The sequence below is a fragment of the Panacagrimonas perspica genome, from assembly GCF_004364935.1.
Classification (GTDB): domain Bacteria; phylum Pseudomonadota; class Gammaproteobacteria; order Nevskiales; family Nevskiaceae; genus Panacagrimonas; species Panacagrimonas perspica.
The window spans coordinates 691,934-717,829 of the sequence record NZ_SOBT01000008.1; the positions used below are offsets into that span (position 1 = coordinate 691,934).

The following is a 25,896-nucleotide window of genomic DNA, read 5'->3' on the forward strand; positions in this document are numbered from 1 at the left end:
TTTCACCGGGGCTTTTGGACCGATGCCGGAACTTACACTTCAAGATGCACGCGTCAAGATCGATGCGCTGGACGACCAGATCCAGCGCCTGATTTCTGCGCGTGCGCGCGTCGCGCAGGAAGTTGCGCGCATCAAGCAGCGCCAGGGCGACACCGGGGATCACTACCGGCCATCGCGCGAGGCCGAGGTGCTGCGCCGCGCGATGGCACGCAACAGCGGTGCGGATGGCGGCCCGCTGACCGACGAGGTCATCGCGCGGCTCATGCGCGAGATCATGTCGGCCTGCCTGTCGCTGGAATCACCGCTGACGGTGGCCTACCTGGGGCCCGAGGGCACCTACACCCAGGCCGCTGCGCTCAAGCATTTCGGCGACTCGGTGACCGTGCGTCCGCTGGGCGCCGTCGACGAGATTTTCCGCGATGTCGAATCGGGAGCCGCCGACTACGGCGTGGTGCCGGTCGAGAACTCTATCGGCGGCGTCGTCACGCACACGCTCGACGCGCTGGTGCACACCAAGCTGCGCATCTGCGGCGAAGTGATGCTGCCGGTGCATCACCACCTGCTGTCGCGCGAAACCTCGCTGGCGTCGGTGGGTACGGTCTACGCGCACCCGCAGTCCTTCGCGCAGACGCGCAAGTGGCTGGATGCGCGCATGGGCAAGGCCGAGCGCGAGGTCGTGTCGAGCAACGGAGAGGCTGCGCGCATCGCGTCGGAAAAAGGCGGGGCGGCCATTGCCGGCTTGCCGGCCGCGCGCCTGTACGGCCTGAACATCCTGGCCTCGAACATCGAGGACGATCCGGGCAACACGACGCGCTTCCTGATCATCGGCAAGCAGGACCCGAGTGCCACCGGTGAGGACGTCACGTCGCTGGTCGCCACGGCGCATCGCAATCAGCCGGGCGCGCTGTTCACCTTGCTCAAGCCGCTGGCCGATGCGCAGATCGACATGACGCGCATCGAGTCGCGGCCGGTGCGCGGTTCGCCGGTGCCCGATTTCTACTTCTTCATCGACTTCGGCGGGCATGCCAGCGACGCGAAGTCGCGTGCAGTGCTCGACCAGGTCCGCGCGAACGCCGCCTTCTTCAAGATCCTGGGGTCGTATCCCAAGGCCGTGATCTGACCTGACCCAGGTCATTCCAGACGTCTCCCATGCCGAACCAAGACAACGCCCTGACCCGCAACGCCCTGCCCGGAATCCTCGGGCTGGAGGCGTACACCCCCGGCATGCCGATCGACGAGCTGCAGCGTCGCCTAGGCCTCGCCGACGTCATCAAGCTCGCCTCCAACGAGAATCCGCTGGGCATGAGCCCACGCGCCCGCGAGGCGCTGGCCGCGACCATCGCCAAGGACAATCTCGCGCTGTACCCGGACGGCAGCGGCTACCGGCTGAAGAAGAAGATCGGCGAGTACCACGGCATCGAACCGGGACGCGTGACGCTCGGCAACGGCTCGAACGACATCCTCGAATTCCTGGCGCGCATCTATGCGGGTCCGGGCCGCGCGGTGATGTTCTCGGACTACGCCTTCGCGGTGTACCCGATCGCCACCGAGGCGCAGAACGCCGAAGCGGTGAAAGTGCCCGCCTACGCGGCCGATCACGCCACGATGCCTTACGGCCATGACATGAAGGCCTTCGCGCGCTGCCTGCGCGAACGTCCGGACGTGAGCCTGGTGTTCGTCGCTAACCCGAACAATCCGACCGGGACCTGGGTGGCGCCGGCCGACATCCTGGGCTTTCTCGAGCAGGTACCGCCGCATGTGATCGTTGCGCTCGACGAGGCCTACTGGGACTACCAGGACGTGGCCCTGCGCCCGGACGCGCGCCCCTGGCTCGACCGTTTCCCGAATCTGGTCGTTACGCGCACGTTCTCGAAGATCTACGGCATCGCCGGCCTTCGCGCGGGTTACGCGTTGTCGCACGCGACGGTGGCGGACCTGCTCAATCGCGTGCGCCAGCCGTTCAACAACAACAGCCTTGCGCTGCTGGCGGCGGAACTTGCACTCGACGATCAGGACTTCGTGCGCCAGTCAGTGGAGCTCAACACGACGGAGCGCGCGCGGCTCGTACGCGAACTGACCGCGATGAAGCTGAGTGTGCTGCCGTCGCAGGCCAACTTCGTCACGATCGGTTTCGGGCGCGACGCCACGCCGATCCATCAGGGTCTGCTGGAGCGCGGCATCATCGTGCGGCCGATGGGCTCCTACGGTCTGCCGGAATACCTGCGCGTCACGGTCGGTACCGAGCGCGAGAACACGCGCTTCCTCGAAGCGGTGAAGGACATCCTGAAGGCGTCGTGAAACGGATCGCCGTCATCGGGCTGGGCCTGATCGGCGGTTCGCTGGCGCGCGCCGTACGCCAGGCAGCGCAGGCCGACGTCATCGTCGGCTACGACCCGGATCCCGAGCAGGGCCGGCGTGCCATCGAACTCGGCGTGGTCGACATCGCGGCCGCGAGTGCTGCCGAGGCGGCCGCCGGCGCAGAACTGATCGTGTTGTCGGTGCCCGTCCTGCACACGGCCGAAGCCTTGCGCTCGGTGCGAGGAGCGCTGGGCGCCGACACGATCGTCACCGACGTGGGCAGCACGAAGTCCTCGGTGCTGGCCGACGTCCTGAGTGTGTTCGGCGAACTGCCGCCGCGCTTCGTGGCGGGCCATCCCATCGCGGGGACCGAGAAGAGCGGGGTGGCGGCATCCAAGGGCGAACTGTTTCGCGGTCGCCGTGTCGTGCTGACGCCGCATCCGAACCAGGATCCGTCCGCGTTGCAGACCGTGCGCGCGCTCTGGGAATCCGTGGGCAGTCGCGTGGTCGAGATGGACGCGGCGCGTCACGACGCCATCTTCGCGGCCACGTCGCACCTGCCACACGTGCTGGCCTATGCCTTCGTCGACCTTCTGGCACGCATGGACACGGCCGACGAGATCTTCCCGAACGCCGGTGGCGGCTTCCGCGATTTCACGCGTATCGCCAGCTCCAGTCCGGAGATGTGGCACGACATCGTGCGCGCCAATCACGTCCAGGTCTCGCGCCTGCTCGAGCAGCAGATCGGCGAGTTGCAGGAGCTTCTGGCGATGATGAAAGGCGGACGCTGGTCCGACCTCAGAGACCGCTTCGAACGCGCCCGCGCCGCTCGCGAGCGTCATCTTTCGCAGATCGAATAGACCGCAAGCCGATGATGGAATTGCTGGCCAGTCCGGACGCGTGGATCGCGTTCGTCACGCTGACGATGCTCGAGCTGATCCTGGGCATCGACAACATCGTGTTCATCACGATCCTGGTGGACAAGCTGCCGGCGCACCAGCGCGACCTGGCGAGGCGGCTGGGCCTGGGTGCTGCGATGGTGATGCGCATCGGCCTGCTGTTCGTGCTCACCTGGATCATCGGTCTGACGCAGCCCTGGTTCGCAATCATGGGGCACGGCATCTCGGGCCGAGATCTCGTGCTGATCCTCGGCGGTCTGTTCCTGCTGTGGAAGGCGACGATGGAGATCCACGAACTCCTCGAAGGCGTCGAGGGGCACGCGTCGTCGAAGGTGGCGCCGACCTTCACCGCGGTGATCCTGCAGATCATGCTTATCGACATGGTCTTCTCGCTCGATTCGATCATCACGGCGGTCGGCATGGTCGACCAGATCGAGATCATGATCGCGGCCGTCATCGCTTCGGTGACGTTGATGATGCTGTTCGCCGGCCCCATCGGCCGCTTCGTTTCGGCGCGTCCGACGATCAAGATGCTCGCGCTGTCATTCCTGTTCCTGATCGGCGCCGTGCTGATTGCCGGCGGCTTCGATCACGACGTGCCGAAGGGCTACATTTATTTCGCGATGGCGTTTTCGATCGTCGTCGAAATGCTCAATATCCAGCTGCGCAAGCGTGCCGCACCGGTGCAACTGCATCAGCGCTACTCGAACAAGGACGAAACCCCGTGACCCCCGCTTCCGAACGCTTCGATTGGACCGTTTCACCTGGTGGCAAGCCCGCGGGTCAGGTGCGCGTTCCGGGCGACAAGTCGATTTCGCATCGCTCGGTGATGCTCGGGTCGCTCGCGACCGGCCGCACCGATGTCACCGGTTTCCTCGACGGAGAGGATTGCCTGTGCACGATGAAGGCGTTCCAGGCCATGGGCGTGTCGATCGAACGCCTGAGCGACACGAGCCTGCGTGTCGACGGTGTGGGTCTGCATGGATTGACCGCGCCCGCGCATGATCTGGATCTGGGTAATTCGGGCACCTCGATGCGCCTGATGTCGGGCCTGCTCGCTGCGCAGAAATTTCCGTCCACGCTGGTCGGCGACGCCTCGCTGTCGCGCCGCCCGATGCGTCGCGTCATCGATCCGCTGGCGCGCATGGGCGCGCACATCGATTCGCAGGACGGCAAGGCGCCGCTCCACATCCGTCCGGTTGCCGGACTTCAGGGCATCGCGCACGCCTCCAAGGTCGCCAGCGCCCAGGTGAAGTCCTGCATCCTGCTCGCGGGCCTGTACGCACAGGGGGAGACCTCGGTGACCGAACCAGAAGCGTCGCGCGACCACACCGAGCGCATGCTGCAGGCATTCGGCGTCCAGCTAGAAGCCAGTCACGGCCGCGCCGCGCTCCGCGGCGGGCAGCAACTCGTCGGCACTGCGATTCCGGTGCCGGCGGACATCTCGTCGGCTGCATTCTTCATGCTCGCTGCGGCGATCGTGCCGGGTTCGGAGATCGTGCTGCGCGACGTCGGCATCAATCCGACGCGGACCGGTGTCATCGACATCCTTCGTGCGATGGGCGCCGAGATCGAATTGCTCGATCCGCGGACGTTCGGCGGCGAGCCGGTCAGCGATATCCGAGTGCGCGGCCGCGGCCTGCGCGGCATCGCCGTGGATCCGGCACTGGTGGCGTCCGCGATCGATGAGTTCCCGGCCGTCTTCGTCGCCGCGGCCTGCGCCGAAGGGGAAACCCTGATCTCTGGCGCCGAAGAGCTGCGAGTGAAGGAGTCCGATCGCATCCAGACGATGGTCGACGGCCTGGTGTCGCTCGGCATCGATGCGGTCGCGACGCCCGACGGTGCGCGGATCCGCGGCGGGCAACTCCGTGGCGGCGAGATCAACTCGCACGGCGATCATCGCGTGGCGATGTCGTTTGCGATGGGTGCGCTTCGGTCGAGCGGGCCGATCCGAATCCTGGACGTCGCCAACGTCAACACCTCATTTCCGCGGTTTGCCGAAAAGGCGCAGGCTATGGGTCTGGCGATCGCCCCGCATAGGGCCACCTGAGGGCAACAGGGTGGTCACTCCGAGAGGGTGCCTGTACAAAGTCGTTCTGAAGCGAGGCTGATCAAGATTCACGGAGGCCCTCATCCGACTCAGCAGCTGGTTCCAGGGCAGCATCAAACGGATCGCCAGGATCGGCGCGATGCTGGCTGGAGCGTTCGTTGCCGGCCTGCTGTTGCTGGGTGTGGCGGTGCAACGAAGTCATGCGAGCGACCGGGAGCAACGACGTGTCTCAGCCAATTCCCCGATTCGCGCAAAAGGTCTCAAGGAATTTTCTGGCGCCGCACACGAAGTCGAAGACGAAAGCCCCGAACCGCAAGACATGGGCTCCATGCTCTCCATTGAAACGATAACGGAGGCGGCAGCTCTTGAAGGTCTGGCCCGGGAGTGGGAGATCCTGGAATCAGGAATCGAACCGCGAACGCCGTTTCGGTCGGTCCAGTGGCATATTTTCTGGTGGAAGCATTTTGGCGACGACTCCACCGCCGTTCGCGACGAGCTGCGGATAGTCGTTCTGCGCGACGAGGCGAATCGCCTCGTCGGTATCGCTCCGATGATGCGGACTTGTCGTCCTGGGCGTCCTCCGCATCTGGTGCGTGAACTCCAGTTCTTCGGGTCGGATCCATACGTGACCGAAGTCCGGGGTCCGATCTGCAGGGTTCCGGACCAGGCGCGCGTCTTGGAGGCGCTCGACAAGGAGTTCCAGTCCCGTCGCTCGGAATGGGACTGGATCCAGTGGTGCGGCATCAACCGCGCGGGCGGCGGACGGCAGGTGCTCGAGCGATCGGGGTCGATGGTCTGGCGCGAATCCGTCGAAGAGTTTCATTTGAAGATGCCGCAGAGCTGGGAAGAATTTCGTTTCACTCTTTCGCGGAACACGAAAGAGTCGATCCGCAAGTGCTACAACTCGTTGAAGCGGGACGGGCACGAATTCACTTTCCGTGTCGTCACGGACCCCTCGCAGTCGGGGGATGCGCTTGATCGCTTCCTCGATCTCCATGAGCGGCGTTCGCGGGCCAAGGGAATGGTTCGCCACGCCAACGTGTTCGCCAGCACCGTGGCTCGAGCATTTCTGCTGGACTACGGTGGGTACATGGCCGCGCGAGGAGGGCTCTGCGTTTTCGAGGTGCTGATCGCGGATCGTGTGATCGCGACACGCGTCGGGTTCAAGATGGGTGACTCGATCTTCCTGTATTTTTCCGGCTATGCACCCGAATGGTCGAAGTACAGCGTGATGACGACCGTGGTCGTCGAAACCTTGCGGTGGTGCATCGATCAAGGCATCAAGACCGTGCATCTCTCCACGGGGCGCGATCTGTCCAAGCTTCGATGGGGTCCGGTCGTGAGCATTCGCGATAACGGTATTCAATTTTCGCGAGGCTGGTGGAGCGCATGGCGCTTTCGTCTGTTCAGTGCGGCAAAGACATACAGTCGAGGAGCGACCCCTCTCAGCCGCCTTCTCGGCCGGATGCGGAGAAACAGACTGGGTGAATCGCCGCGCGAGTGAAGGGACCTTCTCTGCGTCGACGGCGCGATCCTTCACCTCTCAAGGCGACATGATCGCCGCCGACGTCCCCGCAAGCCGCGTCGTCCCGGATGGGTGGTAGACGCTGCCATCGTGGAGCCGTCGCTCATGCGGCCGGTAGGTATCGGCCAGCAGCAGATTCTCCGGCCGATCCTGGCGGGTGCGGACCTTGAGCAAGTCCAGCAGCGTCCAGTCGAGAACGTCGGTCTGGTAGGGCCGGCGCTCGAGTTCTGCCTTGCGCTGGGGAGAAAACGCCTCGGGCGTCCACAGCATGAAGGGGATCACCTGGCCGGCTTCGTCCGGTGAGTGCCCGGTGAAGTCACGCGTGTGCCCGACTTCCTCGGCGTGATCGGAGGTGTAGAGCCATGCCGAGCTGCTCGATCCGACCGCGTCCTTGAAATCGCTCAGCAGCCGGCTGATGACCCAGTCCTGGTAGAGCATCGCGTCGTCGTACTGGTCGCGCTTAACGCGCACCCATTCCGGTCGGCCCTTGGCTTCGAGATCACGGTCGACGTCGTCGACGCTTTCCTCGAAGTGGCGCAGGTGATCGGGGCAGCGCAGGTCGTAGTGCGCGTGTGCGCCCATCAGGTGCGCGATGATCAGCTTGCGCGGTGCGGGATCCTCCAGCGCGGCCTTCCATTCCGGGAGGATGCGTTCGTCGAGGTTGCGCTCGGCGACGGTGCCGCCCTTGTTGAGCATGTGCTGGACATCGGCTTCCTCGGCGAAGCGCGTGCTGATGTAGCGATCGTGCTGATTGCTGATCCAGAAGATCTTGTAGCCCGCCGCGCGAGCCAGCATCAGCACGCTGGGCAGCGCTTCTTCGTTGCGCGGATCCTGGATCGTCCGCGGCGTCAGCATCTGGCGGAACGACGACACGGTGCTCGACGCCGCGGACAGCACGTCGCGGAAGACCACGAGCTTGTCATCCGCCTGCTTGACCAGTTCCGGCGTGGTGTTGCGCGAGTAGCCGTAGAGCTGCCAGTTCCAGCGATTGGTGCTCTCGCCGATGACCAGGCCCACCGTGTGCTTCTCGGGGCCGGCGTAAGTGGGCATCCAGTCGCCGAGACCGGCCAGCGCGTTCTCGCGCTTGGTCCGCAGCGTGTCCACATTGGCGCGGAATTCTTCGACGGTCGCAGCCTGCACCGGCCAGAACACCAGCGGATTGGCGCGACGCACGCCCGGATGCAGGTGGAGCAGCGCAAAAACGGCCGTTGCCACGACGACGCTGCGTCGGCGCGAGCTGCTGTGTCCTGGGTCGGGCCGCGTGGCGACGAACAACAGCACCAGCAGCACCGAGAGCTGCAGCGTGTAGGTCCCGAGCAGCCGCCAGTAGTTCATCAGGAACTCGGCGGACTCGTCGCTGTTGGTGTTCGAAATGGCTTCGATGACCAGCGCGGCATCCGGCCGGCTCTTGTAGACCGTCATCAGAAAGGCTTTCACGCCGAGGTCGACGACGAAGGCCAGATTCCAGGTCAGCGGCAACCAGCGGCTGCTGGGGCTGCCACGGCCGAGCACGCCGAGGATGTGCGCCCCAAGGCAATAGACCAGGGCGGCCTCGGCGGTGTCGCGCCAGCCGAGATTCATCAGGCCGTAGCCGCAGGCGACGAGCAGGGTCCCGGTTACCGCGGGGTGGCGGCGCAGCGCCGCCGCACATGCCCGGAGTGCCGCGTGTGCCGCGGCTTCGCTTCGGGTCGGGGTGTTCGTTCCGCTCGAAGCGGTTGTCTCTTCTGACTGGCGCATCGAGCCAAGCGTCCGTCGTTTTTCAGTTCGTGGAAGTGGGCCCTCGCGTGCCCGCCGTCCTATTTTAAATACGTCGAACCGGTGAACGTCGCATGAATTTTTCGAGAAACGAAATGGCAGAATGTGGCGCCGTCAGCCTGGACGGCCCCTGCACCGAGGTCGCATGACTCTCATCGATCGCAATGCCCCCGTCCTCGTCACCGGTGCCAGCGGCTACATCGCGAGCTGGATCGTCCGATATCTGCTCGAGGAGGGACGCACGGTGCATGCGACGGTGCGCGATCCCTCGAAGAAATCGAGCGTCGGACATCTCGAAGCGATCGCGGCCAAGTCGGGTGGCAAGCTGAAATTCTTCAAGGCCGAACTGCTCGAGCAGGGCAGCTACGACGCGGCGGCGCAGGGCTGCGAGCTGGTGATGCACACGGCTTCGCCTTTCATCATCGGGGGATTTACCGACGCCAACGAGGCGCTGGTGCGCCCCGCCGTGGAAGGCACGCGCAACGTGCTGGAGACCTGCAACCGCACCGCGAGCGTCAAGCGCGTCGTGCTGACCACCAGCATTGCCGCCGTGTTCGGCGACAACCAGGATCTGCGCAAGATCCCGGGCGGCGTGTTCAACGAAGAGCACTGGAACACGTCCAGTTCCGTGGACCACCAGCCGTATTCGTATTCCAAGGTCGCCGCCGAGCGCGAAGCCTGGAAGATGGCCAAGGCGCAGACGCGCTGGGACCTGGTCTGCATCAATCCCGCCTTCGTGCTCGGACCCTCGCTGACCAAGGTCAGTGCCTCGACCAGCATCGAGACGATCCAGAACCTGGGCAGCGGCAAGCTGCGCACGGGCGTCCCCCGTCTGATGTTCAGTCTGGTCGATGTGCGCGACGTGGCGAAGGCTCACATCCTGGCGGGCGATATCCCGGCGGCGAACGGCCGTCACATCATCGCGGCGGGCGAGGCTTCGCTGCTCGACATGGCGAAGATGCTGGCGCCGAAATTTCCGAAGTATCCGTTCCCGAAGATGGAGATCCCGAAGGCAGCGGCCTGGCTGTTCGGGCCGCTGACGGCCGGCATTTCGCGCAAGTTCGTCAGCACCAATGTCGGCTGGCCGCTGAAGCTGGACAACGCACGCAGCAAGCGGGAACTCGGGCTGCAGTATCGGCCGATCCAAACCACGCTGACGGAGCACTTCCAGCAGCTCATCGACGATGGGCTGCTGAAGCGTCGCTAGGTCCGTAGCCCGGGTGAAACCCGGGGTTCCGCTCGTTGATCGAGAAAACCCCCGGGTTTCACCCGGGCTACGGTGAGTGCTACGCCGCCGCGGCGAGCGGCGCCGCCTTGGCGGCGTCGGCACCGAACTGCAGCACGCCGTCATCGATCGGCTCGTCTAGCAGCATCGGACGGTCGAGTTCGAGATTGTGCGTGACCGCCCACGGCGCCTTGGCGCCCTGGCGCATGATCTTCTGCTTGCCGCGCTGCACGTAGCCCGAACGCAGCGAGCCGAAGATCGATTCGTCGAGCGTGAGGTTCTCGCGATCGATCGGCGTTGCGACTTCGAGACCCTTCTGGTCGAGATGCTTGATCAGGCGGCAGACGTAGGCCGAGGCCAGGTCCGCCTTCATCGTCCAGCTCAGGTTCGTGTAGCCGACGATCGCCGCCATGTTCGGCAGGTCCTCGAGCAGCACGGCCTTGTACATCTTCTTGTCCTCGACACGCTGCACGACGCCGTCGACGCGTACTTCCATGCCGCCGAAGGTCTGAAGTTGCAGGCCGGTCGCCGTGATGATGATGTCGGCTTTGAGTTCCTGGCCGGAGACCAGGCGAATGCCGTCGGGCGTGAACGTATCGATGTGATCGGTGACGACCGAGGCCTTGCCTGCGCGCAGGACCTTGAACAGGTCACCGTCGGGCACGGCGCAGAGGCGCTCGTCCCAGGGGTTGTAGCTGGGCGTGAAGTGCTTCATGTCGAAGTCGGGCCCGAGCTGCTTGGCGACTCCGCCCTGCAGCAGCTTGCGCATGGCCTTGGGCCAGCGCTGCGCCGCCTTGTAGCTCCAGCGGTAGAACTTGATGTTGCGCAGGCGCGTCAGGCGGTGCGTCCACTTCTCGGGCAGGAATTTCTGCAGCACCTCGGTGATCTTGTCGTAGTTGGGCAGGCTGAAAACGTAGGACGGCGAACGCTGCAGCATCGTCACATGCGCGGCCTTGTCGGCCATCGACGGCACCAGCGTGACGGCGGTGGCGCCGCTGCCGATGACGACGACGCGCTTGCCGGCGTAGTCGAGATTCTCGGGCCAGAACTGCGGGTGGATGCGCGTGCCCTTGAACTGCTCGACACCCGGGAATTCCGGCAGGTATCCGCCGTCGTAGTTGTAGTACCCGGTGCCCATGACGACGAAGCGTGCCGTGACCTCGCGGACCTGGCCGCTGGCTTCGTGCAGCGCGGTGATCGTCCAGCGGCGACGGGCGCTCGACCAGTCGGCGCGCTGCACCTTGAGTCCGTACTGGATCTTCTTCTCCACGCCGAATTCGCGTGCGGTATCGCCGATGTACTGGCGGATCGACGGACCGTCGGCGAGAACCTTCAGGCTGCGCCAGGGACGAAAGCCGAAGCCGAACGTGAACATGTCGGAATCCGAGCGGATGCCGGGGTAGCGGAACAGGTCCCACGTGCCGCCCAGCGATTCACGCCGTTCGAGGATCGTGATGCGCTTGTCGGGGCACTCGCGGCTGAGCTGGCAGGCCATGCCGACGCCGGAAAGGCCGGCACCGATGATCAGCACGTCGTAGTGGGGTAGATCCATGGTCCGTCTCTCCTCGGGTTTTCGCTGCTGGAAGTAGGGAGCGGCGGTCCCGCTTCCTCGATGACGCATCCTGCGCCTCTGGGGACGGGGCGACTTGATCGAACACGCGGAATATTTGACTCTGCGCGCGGAACCCGGAGGCAGGCATGGCCGGCTACTACGTTCGCAGCGCGATTCTCGTCGGATCCATTCCGCTGCTCGCGGAGCGGGGAGCCGACGCCCGGGAGCTGGCCCGCTCGATCGGCATCGACGCGGCGGCCCTGACTGATCCGGATATCCCGGTGCCCGCGGCGCAGATCCTCGATTTCTACGAACGCGCCGCGCGGGTGGCCGACTGTCCGACGTTCGGTCTGCGCATGGCCGCACGCACCGGCATCGCGGTGGTCGGGCCGCTGTGGATCCTGCTGCGCCAGGCGCAGACGCTCCAGCAGATGGGCGAGGACCTCGCGGCGCATTTCGAACTGTACACACGTGCGGCGATCGTGAAACTGCGTCGCGTCGGCAACGACGCGCTGCTGACCTGGGGCATGGCCGGCGACGTCGACCGCACGGAAGTGCAACTCGCGGAATTCTCGCTGGCCGTGCTGTGCGCCGAACTGCGGCGACATGCGCCTTCGGGCTGGGAGCCGCCTTCGGTGCGCTTCCGGCACGCTGCGCCGCGCGATCGCGCGCCGCTGCGCCGCGTATTCGGCGCCAATCTGAGTTTCGACCAGACCGAGAACGGCATCCTGATCGAGCGCCGCGTGCTCGATCAGCCGCTGCGGGCTGCGGGTTCGCGCACGCGCACCTTGCTCAGCCACGTGCTGCGCCAAGGCGAGGCCTCGGCCGATCCCGGTCTGTTGTCGCGAGCGGATGCCGCGGTGCGCGCGATGCTCCCGTACGGCCGCTGCACGCTGGAGGACCTGAGCCGCGCGCTCGCCATGGCGCCGCGGACCTTGCAGGAGCACCTCAAGGCGCAGGGCAGCAGCTTCCAGCAGATCCGCGATGCCGCGCGCGCGGATCTCGCCGGCCGCTACCTGCGCGAATCGCGGATGAGCCTGTCCCAGGTCGCTGACGTGCTGGGTTTCGCCGAACTGAGCGTGTTCAGCCGCTGTTTCCGGCGCTGGCACGGTGTCAGCGCGCGGCAGTGGCGCAGTGCGGCGCGGGCTCGCGACGAGGCCGTCGCCACGAGCTGATCGTGCCGGGGGTCTGGGGCTGCAGATGTTCTCTTCCGCGAGTGGCTGCCAGCCGACGTTCGGGCGCGTATGCTGCGCGCCCTTCAACGCCGGACAGTCGCAACGGGAAGGATGGAACAGCGCGCACAGGTGATTGCCGTCGACGGGCCCTCGGGAGTGGGGAAGGGTATGGTCGTGCGCGGTCTTGCATCACGACTGGGCTGGCATCGACTCGACAGTGGCGCGCTGTACCGGATCCTCGCCTTGGCCGCGCAGGCCGCATCCATTGACCTCGCGGATACGGACCGGGTCGCGGCGCTGGCCGCCAAGCTCGACATACGCTTCGACGGCGACACCGAGGAGGACGAGCGCATCCTCGTCAACGGCACCGACGTGGTGAAGGAAGTCCGCTCCGAGACCACCGGCGGGCTCGCTTCCCAGATCGCGACGGCTCCGGCGGTGCGCGCGGCGCTTCTGCAACGCCAGCGGGACTTTCGTGTCGCGCCGGGCCTGATTGCGGATGGTCGCGACATGGGCACCGTGGTGTTCCCGGATGCCGGGCTCAAGATCTTCCTCACCGCGAGTGCCGAAGAACGCGCCAAACGGCGTGCAAATCAGTTGAGCGCACGCGGTCAGGTGGTTAGACTCGCCGACCTTTCAGCGGAGATCCGCGCGCGTGATGAACGCGATCGGACTCGGGCAGTGGCACCACTGGTGCCGGCACCCGACGCCGTCGAGATCGACACCAGTTTATTGAATCCAGCTCAAGTATTTGAACGGATTGACGAACTTCTGAAGACCCGTGGCTTCCTCCGCTGACGCCGACCCGCAAGGGAAGGCGTCAGTTTCGTTTTGGCGGTCGAGAAAAGATTCAAAAGCGGTACGGGGGCTGCACCGGAGCAGCCTCATACATCTACCCGTTCTGCCCGATCCGGTGCGCGGCAGTCAGTTCCTGTGAGTTCTTAATGATCGAAAGTTTTGCTGAGCTTTTTGAAGCAAGCGTCAAGGGTGGCCAGTCGATGCAGCCTGGCACCATCGTCAACGCCATCGTGCTGGCCGTGAAACCCGACGTGGTCATCGTCGACGCCGGCCTCAAATCCGAAGGCGTGATCCCCCTCTCCGAATTCATGGTCGATGGCGAGATCAAGGTCGCCGTGGGCGATCAGGTCGAAGTCGCCCTGGAAACCGTCGAAGACGGCTTCGGCGAAACCAAATTCAGCAAGGAAAAGGCCGAGCGGATCAAGACCTGGGAACGCCTGAACAAGGCTTTCGAGGGCAAGGAAACCGTCATCGGCATCATGACCGGCAAGGTCAAGGGCGGCTTCACGGTCGACATCGGCACCGTCCGCGCATTCCTTCCCGGCTCGCTGGTCGACGTGCGCCCCGTGCGCGACACGTCCTACCTCGAAGGCAAGCCGCTCGAGTTCAAGGTCATCAAGCTCGACCGCCTGCGCAACAACGTCGTCGTCAGCCGCCGCGAAGTGCTCGAAGCCGAGTACAGCGCCGAGCGTGACAGCCTCCTCCAGAACCTGCAGGAAGGCGTGGTGCTCAAGGGCGTGGTCAAGAACCTCGTCGAGTACGGCGCGTTCGTCGACCTGGGCGGCATCGACGGCCTGCTGCACATCACCGACATGACCTGGAAGCGCATCAAGGATCCTTCCGAAGTCGTGCAGGTGGGTGCGGAAATCGAAGTCAAGGTCCTCAAGTACGATCGCGAGCGTCGCCGCGTGTCGCTGGGTCTCAAGCAGCTCGGCGCCGACCCCTGGGTCGACATCGCTCGCCGCTACCCCGAGAAGACCCGCATGTTCGGCAAGGTCACGAACATCACCGACTACGGTGCGTTCGTCGAGATCGAGCCGGGCGTGGAAGGCCTGGTCCACGTGTCGGAAATGGACTGGACCAACAAGAACATCAACCCGGGCAAGGCGGTCGTCATTGGCCAGGAAGTCGAGGTGATGATCCTCGACATCGACGAGGAGCGTCGCCGCATCTCGCTGGGCATGAAGCAGTGCGTGCCGAATCCCTGGGAAGAGTTCGCGCAGAACTTCCAGAAGGGCGACAAGGTGCACGGCCAGATCAAGTCGATCACCGATTTCGGCATCTTCATCGGCCTCAACGGCGGCATCGACGGCCTCGTGCACCTTTCGGACCTCGACTGGAACGACGACGGCGCCAACGCCGTGCGCCGCTACTCGAAGGGCATGGAAGTGGACGCGGTGGTGCTGGCGATCGACGCGGCCCGCGAGCGCATCTCGCTGGGCGTCAAGCAGGTGGCCCAGGATCCGCTCACGCAGTTCATGGCCGAGAACCAGAAGGGCGTCATCGTCAAGGGCATCGTCAAGACCGTCGAGCAGCGTGGTGCGGTCATCGATCTGGGCAACGGCGTCGAGGGCTACATCAAGGCCAACGACCTGTCGCGCGAGAAGCTGGAAGACGCGCGCACGGTGCTCAAGGATGGCGACACGCTGGAAGCCCGCTTCATCGGTGTGGATCGCAAGAACCGCATCGTGTCGCTGAGCGTCCGCGAGAAGGAGATCCAGGAAGAAGCCGAGGTGGTGGCCGAGTACAGCCGCAACGCCTCGACCGGCCGTACCAGCCTGGGCGACATCCTCAAGCAGCAGATCGGCGGCGGCGACTCGAACTGAGTCCCGTCCGCTGCATCTCTTTAGATTGCTGGCGTATCCGCTAGAAACTAAAGAGAAAAAACGAAGGGCCGCGCTTGCGCGGCCCTTTTTTTTGGCCTATCGTCCCTGGCATTCCCGGGTGGGTGAGAGCACATGACGAAGTCGGAACTCATCGAGCGGTTGGCAGCACGCCAGACGCATCTCATGCAGAAGGACGTCGAGCTGGCGGTCAAGCAGATCCTCGATCGCATCAGCCTGGCGCTGGCCCGGCAGGATCGGGTCGAGATCCGCGGCTTCGGCAGCTTCGCGCTTCACCACCGGCCGAGCCGCGTCGGGCGCAATCCCAAGACCGGCGAGCCGGTCACGATTCCCGCCAAGCACGTGCCGCATTTCAAGCCGGGCAAGGAAATGCGGGAGCGTGTCAACGCGGGCGCGGCCACCCATCCGATCGTGGTGTCGACTTCGGTCGACGCCGACAACGATGACTGAGGCCGCGTGCTGCGCATCTTCGTCATCGTCGCGCTGATCCTGTTTCTCGTCCTCGGCGCTTCGATCGGGTACTTCAACGCGCAGGAAGTCGAGTTCGACTACCTCGCCGGCACCGTCAAGCTTCCGCTCATCGCCCTGGTCATCGGCGAGTTCGTACTGGCCGTGATGCTGACGCTCCTGATCTGCCTGGGACGCATGCTGGGCCTGAAGACGGAGATCCGCCGTCTGCGCAAGCAGGTCCAGAGCTCCGAATCCGAACTCAAATCGCTGCGTGAACTGCCGATTCGCGAAACACCGCCCGGCGACATCGTGGCCGCCAAAGAGGCCTGATGCTGGATAGCACCCTGGGCGGGCTGCTGTTCCCATTGGGCGTGGCGCTGGGCTGGTATCTCGCGCGGCGTCTGCCCGGCTCGCGATCCGCCGGTCCACAGTCCGGCCCGGACACGCACAGCCCGATCGCCGGCATCAGCACGCTGGTCCACGATGACCCGGACCAGGCCGTCGCCGCACTGCTCAACACCGAGCATCTCACCGAGGAAGCGGTCGAACTGCACCTGACGATGGGTGGCCTGTTCCGGCGGCGAGGGCAGGTGGATCGCGCGCTGCGCGTCCACGAAGCGCTGCTGTCGCGCACGACGCTGACACAAGCGCAACGCAATCGCACCGAGTACGAGCTGGCCGAGGATTACCTCAAGGCCGGCGTCTTCGACCGCGCCGAGCAGATCTATTCGTCGCTGGCCGATCGCGGCTTCAAGCTGCTGGCCTGTCTGGAAGCGGTGATCTCGATCCACGAGAGCTCGCACGACTGGCCGGGCGCCATCGCAGTCAGCCGCCGCCTGGAGGCCGCCAGTGGCAACTCGCGGCGGTCCATCACGGCGCAGTACCAGTGCGAGATGTCCGAAGAGGCCCGGCGTGCCAAGAACGACGACGAGGCCCTGGTGCAGGCCCGCCGCGCCCTGAGCACCGACAACACCTCGGCCCGCGCGCATCTGGTCGTCGGACGGCTGGCGCAGGCGCGCAGCGACTGGTCCGAAGCCACCACGGCCTACGCGAAGGTCGCTGAACTCGAGCCCAAGCTGATGCCCGAGATCGTGCGTCCGTTGTGGGAGTGCTGTCGCGACTGGGGCCGCCCCGAGTACTTCGTGCACTGGATGGAAGACCTGCCCGAAGACCAGCGCATCGGGATCATCGACGTGGTGCGGGCCGAACTGCTGAACGAGACCGGCATGGATCCCTCCGGTTTCCTGCTCGAGGCCTTCGAGTCCCGTCCAAGCTGGAGCGTGCTCGAACAGGTGACGCGACTCGAGACGCCCGAGAACCCGGAATTGCTCGGCCGCGTGTCCGGCGCCATGCGCAGCGCGCTCAAGACGCTCAGTTCCGAGCGGCAGAAGTACCAGTGCCAGAGTTGCGGCATGAAGCCCGCGCAACTCTTCTGGCATTGCCCGAGCTGCAAGCAATGGGGAACGGTGTTCCCCCTCGAAGACCGGCTGCAGGTTCGCAACAGCCCGCTGCCCTGACAGGAGGATAGGCGCGTGGACACGCAAGTCGAGAAGGAACTGATCTACGTCGCAGACCCCATGTGCTCGTGGTGCTGGGGCTTCTCTCCGGTGATCGAGCAGCTCGCCCGGATGCTGCAGGGCCGCGCCACGATCCGCGTGCTGCCCGGTGGTTTGAGGCCCGACGTGCGCGAGCCGCTGTCGGAGCACGAGGTCGGCTACATCATGGCCGAGTGGCGCAAGATCGCGCAGCAGACCGGGCAGCCCTTCGATTTCGAACAGCCGCTCGATACGACCTACGTCTACAACACCGAGCCGAGCTGCCGCGCGCTGTCGGTGATGATCCGCGAGCGCCCGGCCTGCGGGCTGGACTACCTCAAGAGCCTGCAGCAGGCGTTCTACGTCGGCCGCCGCGACCTGAAGGATCCCGAGGTGCTGGCGGATTACGCGCAAAGCTTCGGCGTGCCGCGTGCGGTGTTTCTCGACAAGCTGGATCAGCCCGCGGCCGTCGAGGCGTTCAACGAAGACGTCGGCTTTGCGCGCCGTTGCGGCATCGAAGGTTTTCCGTCGGTGCTGCTGCGCAGCGGACTGCGCATCCAGCGCCTGACGGTGGGCTACCAGCCCATCGAAGTCCTGCAGCCGCACATCCTGCGCTGGCTCGAAGCCGCGTAACCCCGTAGCCCGGACGAAGTCCGGGATCCCCCTCGAAATCAGAGCGCCCCCCGGACTTCGTCCGGGCTACGGGTTTGACGGTTGACGACCGCGTTCCTGCTCGTCACCGTTCCATGGCGCAGGCCTGCATAAAAAATTCACGGAAATTCTTGGGGACCGGCCCTTGATGTCCGTGGCAGGCTGGGACATGGGGCCGGATCAGAACGAGGGAAGCATGCAGACGACGACTGTCACGAAGTGGGGTGCCCGTTCGATTGCGGGCCGGGCTGGCGTCTTGCGGTCGCTGTCGATGAGCGGCGCACTTGCGCTGCTGCTGCTGACGCTCGTCCCATTCGTGGCGCAAGCCGCCACGGTGACCAGCTTCTCGCCGCAGGGCGCGGTGCGCGATGTGCGCCAGGTGACGGCGCGCTTCTCCGATGCGGTCGTGAAGTTCGGCGATCCGCGCCTGCCCGATCCGTTCACCGTCGAATGCGCGGCCAAGGGCAAGGGACGCTGGGCGGATGCGCGCAACTGGGTCTACGACTTCGAGTCCGATCTCGTCGCCGGCGAGACCTGCACGTTCAAGCTCGTCGAGGGCCTGAAAGACTTGGCCGGCAGCGCGATCACCGGAACATCCGCGTTCTCCTTCGCCACCGGCGGTCCGGCGATCCGCGCGTCGATGCCGTACGAAGGCGCCACCGTCGACGAGAACCAGGTCTTCGCACTGGGACTGGATGCCGCGGCCACCGATGCCTCGGTGGCCGCGAACGCGTACTGCGCGATCGAGGGCGTCGAAGAGCGCATCCCGCTGGTCGTGCTCACCGGCAAGGAACGCGAAGAGATCCTCGCGCAGCGTCGTGTGCTGGGCTACGCCTACTACGCCGTGCTGTGGAAGGACGGCGACACCGGCGGCGTCCAGGTGACGCACGACGCGCTGAAGAAGGCGGAGAAGAATCTCGTCGTGGCGCGCTGCTCGCGCCCGCTGCCGAACGCGGTGGCCTTGAAGCTGGTCTGGGGCAAGGGCGTGGCGACGCAGAGCGGCCTGCAGACCGTCGAAGACCAGGTGCTGGGTTTCCGCGTGCGCGACGCGTTCACCGCACGCTTCAGCTGCGATCGCGTCAACGCGAGCGCACCCTGCGTTCCGGTGCTGCCGATGTCGGTCTACTTCTCGGCGCCGGTGTCGCGCGAACAGGCCGCCGCGATCCGCCTGGTCGGAAAGGAGACGCGCAAGCCGAACCTGGGCACCGGCGAAGACAAGTTCGTCGAGAGCGTGACCTTCGACGCGCCGTTCCCGACCGCGCAATCGTTCGAGCTGCGCCTGCCCGATGATTTTCGCGACGACGCCGGACGCGCCATTGAGAACCGCAGCAGCTATCCGCTGACGGTGGCCACCGACGAGGCGCCGCCGCTGGCCAAGTTCAACGGCGAGTTCGGCATCCTCGAGCGATCCGAAGGCGGCGTGCTGCCGATCACGATCCGCGATCTGGAAGACCACCCGACGAATCGCAGGATCGGCGGCCAGTCGAAGCGCATCGAGACCGAGGCCGAGATCCTCGACTGGATGAAGCGCGTGCGCACGGCGATGAACTCGCGCTGGGACGACAGCACCTTCATCCAGCCGGGCATCGACTCGGTGTTCTCGGACGAGGATCAGGGCACCGAGTTCGAGTTGCCCGCGCGCGAAGGCGGCAAGGCCTTCGAGGTGATCGGCATTCCGCTCAAGGAGCCGGGCTTCCACGTCGTCGAGATCGCGAGTCCGCGCCTGGGCGCCGCGCTGCTCGGCGAGGATCGTCCGCGTTACGTGGCGACCACCGCGCTGGTGACCAATCTCGCGGTGCACTTCAAGTGGGGCAAGGAAGGCTCGCTGGTGTTCGTGTCGACGCTCGACGGCGCCAAGCCGGTGGCCGATGCGGTGATCCACATTGTCGATGGTTGCGATGCCAAGGCGATCTGGGAAGGCCGCACCGGCGCCGACGGCACCGTCCGCATCGAGAGCGGACTGCCGAAGCCGAAGAGCTGGTCGAGCTGCTCGAACGACGACTCGCATCCGGTGATGGTCAGCGCCCGCAAGGACGACGACCTGTCGTTCACGATGAGCGACTGGAACCAGGGCATCACGCCCAGCGACTTCCAGCTCGAAACCGGCTTGTGGGATTCGCCGCTGATCGCGCACAGCGTGTTCGACCGCTCGCTGTTCCGCGCCGGCGAGACCGTGTCGATGAAGCACTTCTGGCGCCAGCAGACGGCGAAGGGACTGTCGATTCCGGCAGAGTCGCCCAAGGAACTGGTCATCGAACACCAGGGCAGCGGCTCCACGGTGACGTTGCCGTTGAGCTTCGACGCCAACGGCATCGCCGAATCGCAGTGGGCCATTCCCAAGGAAGCGCGCCTGGGCGAGTACCAGGTGCGCGTCACCGGCACGGATCTGTCGCAGCCGTCCGGCAGCTTCCGCGTCGAGCAGTACCGCATCCCGCAGATGCGCGCCGTGATCACGCCGCCGGCCGAACCCGCGGTGGCGGTGACCTCGCTGCCGCTGGATCTCTATGTCGGCTATTTCTCCGGCGGTGCCGCCGCGAAGCTGCCGGTGAAGCTGCGCACGCAGGTGCGCCCGCGCGTGGTGACGTTCCCGCAGTACGACGGCTTCAGCTTCGGCGGTGCGCCGATCAAGGCCGGCATCGTCGAGGGCGGCGACGGCGGTTACTTCCCGGACGACGAGCAGGAACAGGAAGCGGCGCGACCGATGCCGGCGCAGACGCTGCCGCTGACGCTGGACGCCAACGGCTCGGCGCGCACGACGGTGCCGGACCTGCCGGCCTCCGCCGAGGCGCAGGAAGTCTTCTCGGAACTCGAGTACCCGGATGCCAACGGCGAGCTCACCAGCGTGCGCTCGACGGTGCCGCTATGGCCCGCGAAGCTGATCGTCGGCCTGTCGGGCGACGACTGGGCCGGCAAGAGCGAGTCGCTCAAGTTCCAGGCCGTCGTGCTGGATCTCAAGGGCAAGCCGGTGGCCTCGCAGCGCGTCAACGTGCAGCTCTGGTCCAACGTCACGCATTCGTATCGCAAGCGTCTGGTCGGTGGCTTCTACGCCTACTCGCACAGCCAGGAGACGAAGAAGCTGTCGGCGACCTGCCGCGAGAAGACCAACGCGCAGGGCATCGTGAGCTGCACGGTGGAGCCCGGCGCGAGCGGGGAAGTCCTGCTGGAAGCCACGACCGAAGATGCCGACGGCCGCACCTCGCGTGCCGTGGCCTCGCGCTACGTCGCCGGCAAGGATGACTGGTGGTTCGCGCAGGCCAACAACGATCGTATGGACCTGATCCCGGAATTGCGTGAAGTAGAGCCGGGCGCCGTCGCGCGCGTGCAGGTGCGCATGCCGTTCCGCGAGGCGACCGCGCTGGTGACGGTGGAGCGCGAAGGCGTGCTGCGCTCGTTCGTCACGCAGATCTCGGGCAAGGCGCCGGTCATCGAGGTGCCGATCGACGGCGCCGATTCTCCGAATGTCTACATTTCGGTGCTCGCGATGCGCGGGCGCGTCAGCAATTTCCGCTCGCGCTTCTACGACTTCCTGCGCTGGCTGCACCTGGATCGCTGGTTCAAGCTCGACGGCGGTAGTCCAACTGCGATGGTCGATCTGTCGAAGCCCGCATACCGGCTGGGCATGACGCGGCTCGACGTGGGCTGGAGCGCGCATCGGCTGAAGGTCGAAGTGAAGCCCGCGCAGGAGTCGTACAAGACGCGCGGCAAGGCCATGGTGCAGGTGCAGGTCACGCCGGCAGGTGGTGGCGCGATGCCGGCCGACGCGGAGATCGCGTTCACGGCCGTCGACGAGGCGCTGCTCGATCTGCACGTGAACACCTCAGTGAACGTGCTCGAGCAGATGATGCAGCGGCGCGGGGTTTCGGTGATCACGTCGACCGCGCAGATGCAGGTCGTCGGCAAGCGACACTTCGGCCGAAAGTCCTTGCCGCCGGGCGGCGGTGGCGGTCGCGGCGCGGTGCGCGAACTGCTCGACAGCCTGCTGCTGTGGAAAGCACGCGTGCCGCTCGACGCGAAGGGGCAGGCCACGATCGAAGTCCCGTTGAACGATGCGCTGAGTTCGTTCCGGCTGACGGCGGTGGCCAGCGCAGGGCCGGATCGCTTCGGCACCGGCAACGCGAGCATCCGCACGACGCAGGACATCCAGCTCATCTCCGGCGTGCCGCCGCTGGTGCGCGAGAACGATCGCTTCGAGGCGATCTTCACGGTGCGCAACACGACGGCCGACGCCAAGGAGATCGAAGTGGAGGCCGAGGCCATCGCGCCGGGCGTGAAGGAGCCGCTGGTGCACGCCACGCAGGTGCTCAAGGTTCCGGCGGGCGAGGCCTTGCCCGCACGCTTCGAGCTGACTGCGCCGTTCGACGTCGCGCAGGTAACCTGGACGGTGCGCGCCGAAGGCAAGGGTGGCGAGCCGCTGGATGCGCTGAAGATCGTGCAGGACGTCGTGCCCGCGTTCCCGGTGCGCGTCTACCAGGCCACGCTCTCGCAGCTCGAAGGCGCGACGGAAATGCCGGTCGAACGGCCGGCCGACGCCATCGCCGGGCGCGGCGGCATCCGTGTGAACCTGCAGTCTTCGCTGACGGCGTCGCTGGACCCGGTGCGCGACTGGATGCGCCTGTACGCGTACACCTGCTACGAGCAGGTCGCGTCGAAGGCGGTCGTGCTCGAGGACCGCGCGATGTGGGATCTGCAGATGGCGCGCCTGTCTTCGTACCTGGACGGCGAGGGGCTGGTCCGTTATTTCCCGTCGCAGATGCTCGAAGGCAGCGACACGCTGACGGCCTACCTGCTGGCGATCGCGCACGAAGCCGGCCTGCCGATTCCGGAATCCGACCGCAACCTGATGGTCCAGGGCCTGACCGGCTTCGTCGAAGGCCGCGTGCAGCGCGGCTCGCAGATCCGGATCGCAGACCAGACCGAGCGCAAGCTCGCGGCCATCGAGGCGCTGTCGCGTTACGGACTGGGCAAGGCCGCGTGGGTGACGTCGCTGACCGTCGATCCCAACCTCTGGCATACCTCGGCGGTCATCGACTGGATCGGCATCCTGCAGCGCGTCCACGACATCCCCGAGCGCGATCGTCTGCTCGGCGAGGCCAAGACCATTCTGCGCGCGCGCCTGAATTTCCAGGGCACGACGATGGGCTTCTCGGCGGAGCAGGACGATGCGCTGTGGTGGCTGATGATCTCGGCCGACGTCAACGCCAACCGCGTGATCCTCGCGCTGCTCGACGACGCCGACTGGCGCGAAGACCTGCCGCGCATGATGCGCGGCTCGATCGGGCGCCAGCAGAAGGGTCACTGGAATCTCACGACCGCCAACGCCTGGGGCGTGCTCGCGACGCGCAAGTTCGCGGCCGCGTTCGAGCGCGATCCGGTGGGTGGTGTGACCACCGCGTCGCTCGGCCCGGTACAGCAGACCAAGGACTGGAAGGACCCGGCGGCGGCGACGCTGGACCTGCCGTGGCCGGAAGGCGCCGGTGTGCTCAAGCTGGCCCATGCCGGTTCGGGCAAGCCGTGGAGCATCGTGCAGAGCCGCGCCGCGCTGCCGCTCAAGGAGCCGTTCTCGTCGGGCTATCGCATCAAGCGCACGGTGACGCCGATCGAGCAGGTCGCGCCGGGCAAATGGACGCGCGGCGACACCGCGCGCATCAAGCTGGAGATCGACGCGCAGTCCGACATGACCTGGGTCGTCGTCGAAGATCCGGTGCCGGGCGGCTCGACGATTCTCGGCGGCGGCCTCGGACGTGATTCGCAGCTGCTCGCCGAGGGCGAGGAGCGGGAAGGCGAGGCCTGGCCGGCGTTCGAGGAGCGGCGTTTCGACTTCTACCGCGCCTACTACGCCTTCGTGCCCAAGGGCGGGTTCAGCCTCGAATACACGGTGCGCTACAACAACGGTGGCCGCTTCATGATGCCGGCGACGCGCGTAGAGGCGATGTACTCGCCCGAGATGCTGGGCGAATTGCCGAACGCGCCGATGCAGGTGGAAGCCGCGCCCTGATGCGCCGGCGTCGCGCCCTCGGGCCGGTCACCGCGGCGAGCGTGCTCGCCGGGATGATCGGCTGCGCGTGGGTGGGGCATGCGACGCGCCCGCCGGCGATGCCCTCGTTCGCCGACGTCCACGATCGCTACCAGGCGTCCGAGTCGATGCTGCTGGACCGGCAGGGTCGCGAACTGCAGCGTCTGCGCGTGGACTTCAGCTCGCGGCGGCTGGACTGGACGCCGCTGGCGCAGATGTCGCCCGCGCTGCCGATCGCCGTGATCGGATCGGAGGACCAGCGTTTTCGTTCGCACGGAGGCGTCGATGTCGTGGCGCTGCTCGGCGCTGCGCGCGATCGTCTTGCCGATGTGTCGCGACGCGGCGCCAGCACGCTGGAGATGCAGCTCGTCGCGTTGCTGGATCCTGCCTTGCGCGCCAAAGGCGGCCGACGTGGCGTCGTCGAAAAGCTGAGGCAGATGCGCGCCGCCCGTGCGCTCGCGTCTTCGTGGAGCAAGGACGAGACGCTCGAAGCCTATCTGAACCTGGTCGGCTTTCGTGGAGAGAGCGAGGGCATCGCGGCAGCGGCACAGGCCTTGTTCGACAAGTCGCCGTCGGGACTGACGGCCGACGAATCGCGAATCCTTGCCGCACTGCTGCCAGCGCCGCGCGCGTCCTCGCAGCAGGTCGCGCGACGCGCCTGCGCCGCTGGCGGCCTGCAGGGCAGGGACTGCGACGCGCTGCGATCGATCGCTTTCGCGGCGCTCGACAACCCGCGTGCGACGACGCTCGAAACCGGTCTGGCGCCACACTTGGCGAGGCGCTTGCTGCGCACGCCGGGCGAGCGCGTCCGCACGACGCTGGATCGCGATGTGCAGGCGCTCGCGCATCACGCGCTCCAATCACAGTTGCGGCGCCTGGATGCGCTGCAGGTGCGCGACGGCGCCGCCGTGGTCGTCGACAACCGCTCGGGCGACGTACTTGCCTATGTCGGCTCCGCCGGCCCGGCGAGCCGCGCCGCGCAGGTCGACGGTGCGCGCGCGCAGCGCCAGGCCGGCTCCACGCTCAAACCCTTCCTGTACGCGATGGCGATCGAGCGCGGCTGGCTCACCGCCGCGTCGCTGCTCGATGATGCACCGGTGGCGCTCGAAGCCGGCCCGGGCCTGTATCTGCCGCAGAACTACGAGCACGACTACAAGGGCCTGGTCAGCGTGCGCACCGCGCTCGCAGGGTCGCTCAACATTCCGGCCGTGCGCACTCTGATCATCACCGGCATCGAGCCGTTCCGCGAACGCCTCAACCAGCTCGGCTATGTCGGCGGACTCACCGAGTCCGGCGAGTATTACGGCTATTCGCTGGCGCTCGGATCGAGCGAGGTCAGCCTGCTCGAACAGGTCAACGCCTACCGCACGCTCGCCAACGGCGGCCGCTACACGCCGCTGCGACTGTCGCCGGACGAGCCGGTGGCGGACGCAAGGCCGGTGATCTCGGAAGGCGCCGCGTGGATCGTGTCGGACATCCTGGCGGATCGTGCCGCGCGTGCCGTGACCTTCGATTTCGACGGTCCGCTGTCGACGTCGTACTGGTCGGCCGTCAAGACTGGCACCAGCAAGGATCTGCGTGACAACTGGTGCATCGGCTACACCTCGCGCTACACGGTGGCGGTCTGGGTCGGCAATTTCGAGGGCGACCCGATGCGCACGGTCTCGGGCATCACCGGTGCGGCGCCCGCGTGGCGCGAGATCCTCGACGGGCTGCAGTCCGGCACCGCCGCTGCGCCGCGCACGCCGCCCGAGGGCCTGACGCACCAGCGCGTGCAGTTCACCGCCAGGACCGAGGGCGACCGCGACGAGTGGTTCCTGGCGGGCACGCAGATGACGCAGATCACGCCGGCCGTGCGTCGCGCCCCGCGCGCCCGGCTGGCATCGCCGGCCAACGGCAGCCTGATCGCGCTGGATCCGGATATCCCGCTGGATCGCCAGCACATCGTGCTGCGCGCCGATCCGGCCTCGGCCCGCCTGCACCTGCGCCTGAACCAGCGCGACCTCGGTTCGGCCGCCCAGGCGCGCTTCTGGACGCCGATGCCGGGCGATCACCTGCTCGAGCTGATCGATGCCGACGGCCGCTCGCTCGATGCCGTGAGTTTCACCGTCCGGCCACCGGCCTGA

At 66.2% G+C, this 25,896-nt stretch carries 18 protein-coding genes; 16 read left to right on the forward strand and 2 right to left on the reverse strand.

Features of this window, described 5'->3' with window-relative positions:
- The first annotated feature begins 22 nt into the window (after positions 1-22).
- The 6 genes from pheA to DFR24_RS03045 all read left to right on the forward strand — a co-directional run bounded on the left by pheA (position 23) and on the right by DFR24_RS03045 (position 6,751).
- A complete protein-coding gene (pheA, locus tag DFR24_RS03020; protein ID WP_133879861.1) occupies positions 23-1,120 on the forward strand; it encodes a prephenate dehydratase in 1,098 nt (365 codons plus the stop codon).
- Between the two features lie 29 nt (positions 1,121-1,149).
- Entirely contained in the window at positions 1,150-2,298 is a 1,149-nt protein-coding gene (gene hisC / locus DFR24_RS03025) for a histidinol-phosphate transaminase (protein ID WP_133879862.1), read from the forward strand.
- Positions 2,295-3,158, forward strand: a complete 864-nt coding sequence (locus DFR24_RS03030; RefSeq protein WP_133879863.1) for a prephenate dehydrogenase — start codon at positions 2,295-2,297, stop codon at positions 3,156-3,158. The genes hisC and DFR24_RS03030 overlap by 4 nt, the downstream gene beginning before the upstream one ends.
- An 11-nt stretch (positions 3,159-3,169) precedes the next feature.
- Positions 3,170-3,925: a TerC family protein gene (locus tag DFR24_RS03035; protein ID WP_133879864.1), complete on the forward strand. Its 756-nt coding sequence runs from the start codon at positions 3,170-3,172 to the stop codon at positions 3,923-3,925.
- Positions 3,922-5,247, forward strand: a complete 1,326-nt coding sequence (aroA, locus tag DFR24_RS03040) for a 3-phosphoshikimate 1-carboxyvinyltransferase (RefSeq protein ID WP_133879865.1) — start codon at positions 3,922-3,924, stop codon at positions 5,245-5,247. Before DFR24_RS03035 ends, aroA begins: the two co-directional genes overlap by 4 nt.
- Positions 5,248-5,386: 139 nt before the next feature.
- Entirely contained in the window at positions 5,387-6,751 is a 1,365-nt protein-coding gene (locus tag DFR24_RS03045; RefSeq protein ID WP_133879866.1) for a GNAT family N-acetyltransferase, read from the forward strand.
- A gap of 39 nt (positions 6,752-6,790) precedes the next feature.
- Here DFR24_RS03045 and DFR24_RS03050 read toward each other — a convergent pair whose 3' ends face one another.
- A complete protein-coding gene (locus DFR24_RS03050; RefSeq protein ID WP_162851004.1) occupies positions 6,791-8,353 on the reverse strand; it encodes a phosphoethanolamine transferase in 1,563 nt (520 codons plus the stop codon).
- A gap of 319 nt (positions 8,354-8,672) precedes the next feature.
- Here DFR24_RS03050 and DFR24_RS03055 point away from each other — a divergent pair, with 319 nt between their 5' ends.
- Positions 8,673-9,734, forward strand: a complete 1,062-nt coding sequence (locus tag DFR24_RS03055; protein WP_133879868.1) for an SDR family oxidoreductase — start codon at positions 8,673-8,675, stop codon at positions 9,732-9,734.
- A 79-nt stretch (positions 9,735-9,813) separates the two neighbouring features.
- On the opposite strand, the gene DFR24_RS03060 is transcribed toward DFR24_RS03055, so the two are convergent.
- Positions 9,814-11,304: a flavin-containing monooxygenase gene (locus DFR24_RS03060; RefSeq protein ID WP_133879869.1), complete on the reverse strand. Its 1,491-nt coding sequence runs from the start codon at positions 11,302-11,304 to the stop codon at positions 9,814-9,816.
- A gap of 146 nt (positions 11,305-11,450) precedes the next feature.
- Here DFR24_RS03060 and DFR24_RS03065 point away from each other — a divergent pair, with 146 nt between their 5' ends.
- From DFR24_RS03065 to pbpC, 9 genes are all read left to right on the forward strand, one after another.
- The gene (locus DFR24_RS03065) at positions 11,451-12,479 is read left to right on the forward strand and encodes an AraC family transcriptional regulator (RefSeq protein ID WP_133879870.1); all 1,029 of its coding nucleotides are present in this window, start codon (positions 11,451-11,453) and stop codon (positions 12,477-12,479) included.
- Between the two features lie 111 nt (positions 12,480-12,590).
- A complete protein-coding gene (cmk, locus tag DFR24_RS03070; RefSeq protein WP_133879871.1) occupies positions 12,591-13,277 on the forward strand; it encodes a (d)CMP kinase in 687 nt (228 codons plus the stop codon).
- Positions 13,278-13,423: 146 nt separating this feature from the next.
- A complete protein-coding gene (gene rpsA, locus DFR24_RS03075) occupies positions 13,424-15,103 on the forward strand; it encodes a 30S ribosomal protein S1 (protein ID WP_133879872.1) in 1,680 nt (559 codons plus the stop codon).
- Positions 15,104-15,235: 132 nt separating this feature from the next.
- On the forward strand, positions 15,236-15,571 hold the full coding sequence (locus DFR24_RS03080) for an integration host factor subunit beta (RefSeq protein WP_133879873.1): 336 nt from the start codon (positions 15,236-15,238) through the stop codon (positions 15,569-15,571).
- Positions 15,572-15,577: 6 nt separating this feature from the next.
- Positions 15,578-15,901, forward strand: a complete 324-nt coding sequence (locus DFR24_RS03085) for a LapA family protein (protein ID WP_133879874.1) — start codon at positions 15,578-15,580, stop codon at positions 15,899-15,901.
- Positions 15,901-17,088: a hypothetical protein gene (locus DFR24_RS03090; protein WP_133879875.1), complete on the forward strand. Its 1,188-nt coding sequence runs from the start codon at positions 15,901-15,903 to the stop codon at positions 17,086-17,088. Before DFR24_RS03085 ends, DFR24_RS03090 begins: the two co-directional genes overlap by 1 nt.
- Before the next feature lie 15 nt (positions 17,089-17,103).
- The gene (locus tag DFR24_RS03095; RefSeq protein WP_133879876.1) at positions 17,104-17,739 is read left to right on the forward strand and encodes a DsbA family protein; all 636 of its coding nucleotides are present in this window, start codon (positions 17,104-17,106) and stop codon (positions 17,737-17,739) included.
- A 214-nt stretch (positions 17,740-17,953) separates the two neighbouring features.
- Positions 17,954-23,752 (forward strand): alpha-2-macroglobulin family protein, encoded by a 5,799-nt coding sequence (locus DFR24_RS03100; protein ID WP_211346576.1) that lies wholly within the window; start codon positions 17,954-17,956, stop codon positions 23,750-23,752.
- A complete protein-coding gene (gene pbpC / locus DFR24_RS03105) occupies positions 23,752-25,896 on the forward strand; it encodes a penicillin-binding protein 1C (RefSeq protein ID WP_133879877.1) in 2,145 nt (714 codons plus the stop codon). The genes DFR24_RS03100 and pbpC overlap by 1 nt, the downstream gene beginning before the upstream one ends.

Excerpts from the sequence above, each read along its gene's own strand:
- DFR24_RS03055 (WP_133879868.1), top strand. The coding sequence starts at position 8,673 with ATGACTCTCATCGATCGCAATGCCCCCGTCCTCGTCACCGGTGCCAGC.
- DFR24_RS03100 (WP_211346576.1), top strand. The coding sequence starts at position 17,954 with ATGCAGACGACGACTGTCACGAAGTGGGGTGCCCGTTCGATTGCGGGC.
- DFR24_RS03045 (WP_133879866.1), top strand. The coding sequence starts at position 5,387 with ATGCTGGCTGGAGCGTTCGTTGCCGGCCTGCTGTTGCTGGGTGTGGCG.
- DFR24_RS03060 (WP_133879869.1), bottom strand. The coding sequence starts at position 11,304 with ATGGATCTACCCCACTACGACGTGCTGATCATCGGTGCCGGCCTTTCC.
- pbpC (WP_133879877.1), top strand. The coding sequence starts at position 23,752 with ATGCGCCGGCGTCGCGCCCTCGGGCCGGTCACCGCGGCGAGCGTGCTC.
- cmk (WP_133879871.1), top strand. The coding sequence starts at position 12,591 with ATGGAACAGCGCGCACAGGTGATTGCCGTCGACGGGCCCTCGGGAGTG.
- pheA (WP_133879861.1), top strand. The coding sequence starts at position 23 with ATGCCGGAACTTACACTTCAAGATGCACGCGTCAAGATCGATGCGCTG.
- DFR24_RS03065 (WP_133879870.1), top strand. The coding sequence starts at position 11,451 with ATGGCCGGCTACTACGTTCGCAGCGCGATTCTCGTCGGATCCATTCCG.
- hisC (WP_133879862.1), top strand. The coding sequence starts at position 1,150 with ATGCCGAACCAAGACAACGCCCTGACCCGCAACGCCCTGCCCGGAATC.
- DFR24_RS03035 (WP_133879864.1), top strand. The coding sequence starts at position 3,170 with ATGATGGAATTGCTGGCCAGTCCGGACGCGTGGATCGCGTTCGTCACG.
- DFR24_RS03050 (WP_162851004.1), bottom strand. The coding sequence starts at position 8,353 with ATGAATCTCGGCTGGCGCGACACCGCCGAGGCCGCCCTGGTCTATTGC.
- DFR24_RS03080 (WP_133879873.1), top strand. The coding sequence starts at position 15,236 with ATGACGAAGTCGGAACTCATCGAGCGGTTGGCAGCACGCCAGACGCAT.
- DFR24_RS03090 (WP_133879875.1), top strand. The coding sequence starts at position 15,901 with ATGCTGGATAGCACCCTGGGCGGGCTGCTGTTCCCATTGGGCGTGGCG.
- rpsA (WP_133879872.1), top strand. The coding sequence starts at position 13,424 with ATGATCGAAAGTTTTGCTGAGCTTTTTGAAGCAAGCGTCAAGGGTGGC.